This is a genomic window from Bacillota bacterium, from assembly GCA_012727955.1.
In the GTDB taxonomy this organism is placed as follows: Bacteria; Bacillota; Limnochordia; order DTU087; family JAAYGB01; genus JAAYGB01.
Genome location: JAAYGB010000020.1, coordinates 20556 through 28032, shown reverse-complemented (window position 1 = coordinate 28032; position 7477 = coordinate 20556). Strand labels below are relative to the sequence as shown.

The following is a 7477-nucleotide window of genomic DNA, read 5'->3' as shown; positions in this document are numbered from 1 at the left end:
TCAGCGCCGCCCAACTTGGACAACAGCATGGTGATCGCTGCTGTAGTAGTGGTCTTACCATGGTCTACGTGACCGATGGTACCGATGTTTACGTGCGGCTTAGTTCGTTCAAACTTTTGCTTTGCCACCAAAATACACCCCTCTACGCGATATCCAGGCTGAAGGGGTCGTCAACCCTACCCAGCCCACAAAGTGCTTGTCTTCTCCCTGCCGCTACAGGGTCCAAGCACCCTTCGACAGGAGAATGATGGTATTTGACAAAGATCTTCTACCGGTAGCGCAAAACTCCTTCCCTCACCGTACCAAACTACGCAAATTCGCTCTAATTTCCTTCTTTCCTCTTTTATTCTGGTTATGTTCCTAGTCTACCCAAAAACTGGGGATACAAAAAGCACCGTTATGCCTGAAACGGTGCTCGTCAAAGGATAAATTAATCAAGTTCAGCCGGTAGCGCGCTCATCCCTTTGGTCCAAATATCTTTCCAGCTTGCGCTTAACTCTCTGCAGCGCATTGTCCACCGACTTCACATGTCGATTTAGATCGTCGGCTATTTCCTGATAGGACTTGCCCTCGAGATAGAACATCAGCACTTTCCACTCCAGTTCACTGAGGAACTCTCCCATTTTCCGTTCAATATGAACAAATTCTTCTCGGCTGATGACTAGTTCTTCAGGGTCCGACACCTTGGCCCCGGACAGAATATCCAAGAGAGTGCGATCGGAATCCTCATCGAAAATCGGTTTGTTTAAAGATACATAGGAGTTCAGGGGGATATGCTTCTGTCGGGTGGCAGTCTTGATAGCTGTAATGATCTGACGGGTGATACATAGCTCTGCGAAGGCTCGGAAAGAAGCCAATTTATCAGGACGAAAATCTCGAATGGCCTTATAAAGGCCAATCATGCCTTCTTGAACTATGTCTTCTCGGTCAGCCCCGATCAGAAAATATGAGCGGGCTTTGGCTCGAACAAAGCTTCGATACTTATTTATCAAGTAATCCAGGGCCCTTTCATCGCTGGCCCTAATCAGCTCTACTACTTGTTCATCTTCCATATCCAAGTAATCCTGGTATAGCTTTTTGTAAACTGCTGACGTCAATGGTATCGCCTCCACCCGGATGTATTAACTTCGAAACCCGGAAGTCTCGCCCATACTTGCCTGCGGGAGACAACAAACCGGGGGATGTCCTCCTCAAAATGCACAAATATCGCCTTAAACCGGTGCATATGCACTGGCCCCGTCGCATCCTCCTGAACTATAGGCAATTCCTTTTGGGAAAAAGAAACGGAAGCAGTCATTGGCAGGAAAAATTAGGACGAAAAAATTCGGACGAAAATTTTCGAGATAGCAAAGGATTTCAATATCAGGACATAGAATATTTATTGGTCAGGCATAGTGTCATTATACAATAGGTGGATAAGCCCGTCAAGCAAACTTTCGTTCCCTGCTTGCACGGGCTTTTGGCTTTTCTCACGGGCTTTCACCCACCAATGGCGCCACGGCCACAATCCGTGGGGTGGGTGGATAATAGTCTCGGGAGATAAGTTCCCGAACCCTTTGTCCCCCTCGCTCGCTGTTTCGATACACCGCCACCCGGTACCCGTCCTGTCCCTCATCCACAATTTCTGCCAGACCCATATCAGGAGGCAGCTCATCCCACCGGGTCTTGCCATCAAGGGAGATGTATTCCGTTGGCCGGGGAATCACCTCCACGGAGGTACTCTCCAAGGTGACTCGGTCATAAACCTTGGCCCTTCCCATCACCTTGACCCACAGGCTTTGACCCTGAATGCCGGCCACCAGGGCCACGGGCCACTCAAAGTCGTTGGCGATCCGCAGATCAATGATGTCACCGTAAACGGTGGCATCCCGACCTAAGGGCACATACCCCAGGGGCGAGGAGTGGTTGCGCCGCTCCACGATTTTCATCCCCGACAGGAGCGCAGCGTTATACAAAGTGGTGGATACTTGACACACTCCCCCACCAATTCCTGTCACCAATTTCTGTCTTACAATCTCCGGTGCCGGCTGAAATCCCCGCTCCCGGGTTCTGGGACCGACGGCCTCATTGAAGGAGAGGGAGCCCCCAGGGGGCAGAATCCTGCCATCGAGCCACTGAGCTGCCAACTCAATATTGCGCACCCGTCCCCCATCGGAATCCGCCAAGGGAGTAGTAAACCCAGCGATTTCCACCGCGAAGTCTTGGTCACCAAGGCCCTCGGCCCAGGGTTGTCTGGTTTGGGAGACCACGGCTTCGACCCGATTTCTTTCCCCCTGCAGAGCACTAAGCACCTGCTCCGCGGTGGATTCCCGTTCCAGGGACTGAGCCGGTTGTCCAGGAATTAGCCTTCGATTGCTGTAATCGTAGCGAGGCAGCACCTCCGGAGAATTAACCCGAAGCTGCAGCTCATCGAGCCATGCCTCCTTGCGTTCCTGGGGCCAGACCAGGACTGGATTGATATCAAAACCTTGGCTTCTCAGATTGATCATGCGGCCCACTCGCTGGGTAAAACTTCCCGTCCTGACCACCGCTAAAACCTGATCCAGCATCTGATGCCGCTCCCAGTGGACTCCCATCTGCCCGGCGGTAAGCTCCCACTCCACCATCTGATTACCCTTGGGATAGGTGATGGCGATCCGGCGCTGCTGCCATTGGTCAGCTAGTCTAGCCAGTTCCCCTTCCACCTGGGCAAGGGGCCAGCCCCCAATGTCCAGTCCGGCCACTGACAATCCCGCGGGAGCATAGCCTTGGTCCAGATGCCCCAAATAGACGGTAGCACCCAGTCCAATGCCGAGACCCGTTGCCAGCCAGATCACAATAAATACCGTCACCAGATAGCGAATCAAGCTCCTTGCCTCCCGCCCCAATCAGATATGTGTATCAGCCCCAAAGGGGGTCCACTGATTAGGGTAACGCTAGTTCCCCCTTGACTTACCTGTGTAGTTCTGCCAAATCCGTCAGCCCCCGGCACCTACAGTCCCCTTCTTTGTCTTACCGCCTCATAGAGGAGGATACCGGCTGCCACGGAGGCGTTGAGGGAATTGACCTGTCCGTACATCGGCAAGCGGACCAGAAAGTCACATTTGTCTGCGATCAGGCGCCGGATCCCTCGGCCCTCGGAGCCGATGACCAAGGCCAAGGGGCCCGTCAGATCCGCCTCGGTGTGGAGCTTGTCCCCCCTCATATCGGCCCCGGTCACCCAGATACCCCTTTCCTTAAGGGTATCGATGGCCCGGGCCAAGTTGGTCACTTGACACACCGGAACATACTCCACGGCACCCGCGGAGGTCTTCGCCACGGTGCTGGTCACCGAAGCTGCCCGGCGCTGGGGAATGATCACACCATGGGCCCCCGCGGCATCGGCACTCCGCAGCACCGCACCGAGGTTATGGGGATCCTCAATCTGGTCCAGAACCACCAGGAAAGGAACTTCCTGCCGGTGGGCGATGGTATCCAGCAAATCCTCCAGGGCCCAATAGGAAAAGGGAGCAACCTGAGCCACCACCCCTTGATGGGAGGTTTCCGTTGCCAACCCCTCCACTACCGACTTAGAAGCATAGTCGACGGGAATCCTCCGCTTCTGAGCCAAGTCCTGGATCTGGTCGATGGCTCCACCTTTACTTCCCCGCAGGATCACAATCCTTTGGATCTGGCGACCAGAGCGCAGGGCCTCCAGCACCGGGTTGCGTCCACAGATTATCTCAGTCTTCATCCTGTCGGTCCCCTTCTTCCCAGACTAGATTCATCAGTTCCTGGAGCCGGCGTTCATTACCAGACAAGTATAAATAACCCACCAGGGCCTCAAAGCCTGTACTCAGCCGATACTCACTCACGGAAGCACTGCGGGGTACCGATGTCTTGGTATTTCGCCCCATGCGGACCACGGCAACCTCCTGGGGAGTCAAGACAGGGCTCAAACGAGCCAAGGCCGCAGCCTGGGCACTGGCACTGACGGTATCCACCGCAGCTTTGTGCATCCCGTTCAAATTATACTGCCCACAGGTTACCAGCCGTTTTCTCACCTGTAGTTCAAAAACGGCATCACCGAGGTAGGCCAGAGCCGCAGCCCCAATGGGCTTACCCAACTCATCTAAGATAACAGGGAATGGCTGCTGGTTATTATTGTCGTCACCGGTTACGTTCACTGCATCAGCCTCCATCAACTCTGCCGTTTCCACCGAGGTCCCTCGGGAGAATCCTCAATGATGATCCCAAGGGCTGCCAGCTGGTCACGAATTCCATCGGCGGTGGCCCAATCCCTTCGCTGTCGGGCCTCCTCCCGCAGCTGGAGAATCAAATCAATTAGCTCGGTGGTAATATCTCCCGGGGTCTGGTCCTCCTCCGTAGTCAACAGACCCAAAACATCGCCGGCCAGCTTCTCCATCAAGGCTATCCCCGCCGCCACCGTCTGTACTTGGGTTTCCTCCTTGGCGTCGAGATTGGCCACAATACCGTTGATAAAGCGGCACAGCTCAAACAAGCTGCCAATGGCCAAGGCGGTGTTAAAGTCGTCTTCCATCGCCGCTACGAACTTAGCCTCGGTGGCCGCCAACACATCCTGCTGGGGAAGGCTTGCTGCCTCTGACGTCAGCTTGCCCTGAATTGCTCGGCGCCAATTGGCCACGGAGTCATTGAGTCGCCGCCATCCCCTCACCGCTTCCTCCAGTCGCTCATCGCTGAATTCCAGCGGGCTGCGGTAATGGGTGGACAACACATAAAACCGCAGGGCCTTAGCAGGATAACGGTCCAACAACTCCTGAATGGTGGTAAAGTTACCCAGAGACTTCGACATCTTGGCATCGCCGATTTTCAGCAAACCATTGTGCAGCCAGAAGCGGACATAGGGAGGATCCTGGGTACAGGCCTCCGATTGGGCGATTTCATTCTCATGATGGGGAAAGACCAGATCCAGGCCACCACCATGCATATCAATATGGTTGCCCAAATACTTCATTGCCATCGCGGAACACTCAATGTGCCATCCCGGTCGACCCTTACCCCAAGGGCTGTCCCAAGCAGGCTCCCCGGGCTTAGCGCTCTTCCAGAGGGCAAAGTCTGCGGGATGTCGCTTTCGCTCGTCGACGGCAAAACGAGTCCCTGCCTCCAGCTCCTCGGGCCGCTGTCCCGAAAGCTTGCCATACTCGGGAAACTGGGGCACCGAAAAGAAGACATCGCCATCAACGACATAGGCGGAGCCATTGTCAATCAAGGTTTGAACCATGGCGATTACATCATCGATATGCTCACTGACCTTGCAATACACGTCGGCGGGCCTGACCCCTAGAGCTGTGAGGGCATCGAGATAGGAATCTATGTAGCGAGCCGACAACTCCAAAGCGGGAACCCCTGTGGCCTGGGAGCGAGCAATAACTTTATCGTCAACGTCAGTAAAATTCTGTACCAGTTTAGTCTTGTACCCGCGGTATTCGAGGAAGCGGCAAATTGCATCCCAGATAATGGCCGGGACTGCATGCCCAATATGGCTTTCGTCATAGGGCGTGATCCCGCAGACATAGATCCTGACAACATCGGAATCTAGCGGGGCGAATTCCTCTTTCCGCCTAGTTAATGTGTTATACACCTGGATAGGCATAGCTTGGCCTCCTGTTCATAAGAACCAAAATCCATCCGCGCTACTTGCAGACTGTCAAATCCCTGTCAAGATTATAGGCCCACGTTTTTCCACCTGTCAACCAAGGTGATCCCAGATCCGGTATGAGCCTGCTCCCCCTTGAATATCTTGAAATGAAACTCAAGGAGGGTAGCAAATGATACAGAATGCCTTTCTCCTGATCCTCCTCGCTTTAGGAGTCCTGGGAGGCAACCATCTGGTATCCATCTCCGGTACTATCTTATTATTGCTCCGCTTACTGGGTTGCCAACAATGGCTTCCCCTGTTAGAGGGGCCCTGCCTGCAAATCGGGTTAACCCTTTTAATCCTATCAATCCTTATCCCCTTCAGCAGTTCGGACCTAGAGCTAAGACAAGTTGCCCAGGCCCTGCTGCGACCCACGGGCGCGGCTACCTTTGTCGCGGGAATTGCCGGAGCCTACCTGGGCGCCCGGGGAGTTACCATTCTCCAGTCCCACCCCGAGGCCATCCTCGGAATCGTCCTGGGGACCATTGTGGGAGCCACCTTCTTTCAGGGGATTCCCGTTGGACCTTTGGTGGCCGCGGGAATGGGGGCAGTCCTCCTTCAGCTCCTCCGCCTCCTAGGCCTTGACTAGCGTACAGGAAGCATAGGCGGCAATCCCTTCCCCTTGACCGACAAACCCCAAACCCTCGGTGGTTGTGGCTTTCACATTCACCGCGTCCCCGGCAACCTGACAATTGGCGGCGATAATAGAGCGCATCTCGTCAATATAGGGCGCCAATTTAGGACGTTGCGCGGCGATGGTCACATCAATATTACCTACCCGCCAACCCCGCTCTCCAATCAGGGTTAACACTTGGCGAAGCAGTTGGATGCTGGAGGCACCTTTGTAGGCGGGATCAGAGTCGGGAAAGTGGCGACCGATGTCCCCTAAGGCGGCGGCCCCAAGGATACTATCCATTAAGGCATGAACCGCTACATCAGCGTCGGAATGACCCTCCAGCCCAAGGTGATAGGGCACTTCCACTCCACCTAGAATCAGTGGGCGCCCCGGAACTAAGCGGTGGACGTCGTAACCAAATCCACTGCGGACCCTACTCCCGCAGGCAGCATCGGATTCTCCTTCGTCCTGCTGCCGGTAGGGGGGCCTGGTCAAAAGAGCCTCGGCAATCGCCAGATCCTCTGCCGTTGTCAACTTGATGTTTGTGTAGGCTCCCGGGGCCAGGTATACCGGATAGCCGTACCGCTCCGCCAGGGCAGCATCGTCGGTGACCTGCACCCCATCCCCCTGGGCCTGCCGATGCAGCTCCAGGATCAGAGGATAGGAAAACACCTGAGGAGTCTGAATCTGCCACAAAGTACTCCGATGGGGAGTTTCATCCACCACCCGTCCATCTTGACTCACCTTAATGGTATCCTTGACGGGCACCGCGGCACAGACTGCTTGAGCAGTCTTGGCTTCTTTGAGACAGGCCTCGATGATCTGCCGGGTAACCAGGGGACGGCCACCGTCATGGATGATGACATACTCACAGGTTTCTGGAAGGGCCTGCAGTCCCCGATACACAGATTCCTGCCGTCCCTTACCCCCGGGCACCACCCAGCGTACCTTTTCACACCCATGGGCTTGGACTAAATCAGTAAATTCATCGCACAGCTGGGGCGGGACAACCAGGGCGATGGCATCCACCTCAGGCGTTGCTTCAAAAGCCTTTAGGGTCCGGATTACCGCCGGAACCCCCTCTAGCTCTAGAAGCTGCTTGCTGGGCACCGACAGGTCCCCCATCCGTTTGCCCTGTCCCGCCGCGGGAATTACCGCTGCTATCATGACCAATCACACCCCTACTTAAGAGAAAAAGATGATGAAAAGAAAAAAGCCCCCGG

8 protein-coding genes are annotated in these 7477 nt (G+C 55.0%); 1 reads left to right on the top strand and 7 read right to left on the bottom strand.

All coding sequences use genetic code 11. The features are described 5' to 3' along the window. The 6 genes from tuf to GX030_04255 all read right to left on the bottom strand — a co-directional run. Positions 1-128, bottom strand: a 128-nt coding sequence (tuf, locus tag GX030_04280) for an elongation factor Tu (protein NLV91597.1), incomplete at its 3' end; no start/stop codon positions are given. Between the two features lie 312 nt (positions 129-440). Continuing rightward, positions 441-1052 (bottom strand): RNA polymerase sporulation sigma factor SigH, encoded by a 612-nt coding sequence (sigH, locus tag GX030_04275; GenBank protein ID NLV91596.1) that lies wholly within the window; start codon positions 1050-1052, stop codon positions 441-443. Between the two features lie 417 nt (positions 1053-1469). Further along, positions 1470-2846 carry a hypothetical protein gene (locus tag GX030_04270; GenBank protein ID NLV91595.1) on the bottom strand — a complete coding sequence of 459 codons (1377 nt, stop codon included), beginning with the start codon at positions 2844-2846 and terminating at the stop codon, positions 1470-1472. Positions 2847-2971: 125 nt separating this feature from the next. After that, the gene (rlmB, locus tag GX030_04265; GenBank protein NLV91594.1) at positions 2972-3712 is read right to left on the bottom strand and encodes a 23S rRNA (guanosine(2251)-2'-O)-methyltransferase RlmB; all 741 of its coding nucleotides are present in this window, start codon (positions 3710-3712) and stop codon (positions 2972-2974) included. Then, entirely contained in the window at positions 3702-4160 is a 459-nt protein-coding gene (locus GX030_04260) for a ribonuclease III (protein NLV91593.1), read from the bottom strand. The genes rlmB and GX030_04260 overlap by 11 nt, the downstream gene beginning before the upstream one ends. Next, complete coding sequence (locus tag GX030_04255; GenBank protein NLV91592.1) at positions 4160-5593, bottom strand: cysteine--tRNA ligase; 1434 nt, start codon at positions 5591-5593, stop codon at positions 4160-4162. Before GX030_04255 ends, GX030_04260 begins: the two co-directional genes overlap by 1 nt. 175 nt (positions 5594-5768) lie before the next feature. Here GX030_04255 and GX030_04250 point away from each other — a divergent pair, with 175 nt between their 5' ends. Then, positions 5769-6227 carry a DUF441 domain-containing protein gene (locus GX030_04250; protein NLV91591.1) on the top strand — a complete coding sequence of 153 codons (459 nt, stop codon included), beginning with the start codon at positions 5769-5771 and terminating at the stop codon, positions 6225-6227. Here the strand turns inward: GX030_04250 and GX030_04245 are convergent. Further along, positions 6213-7421, bottom strand: a complete 1209-nt coding sequence (locus GX030_04245; protein NLV91590.1) for a 2-C-methyl-D-erythritol 2,4-cyclodiphosphate synthase — start codon at positions 7419-7421, stop codon at positions 6213-6215. The two genes, GX030_04250 and GX030_04245, sit on opposite strands and share 15 nt — an antisense overlap. Positions 7422-7477: the final 56 nt, after the last annotated feature.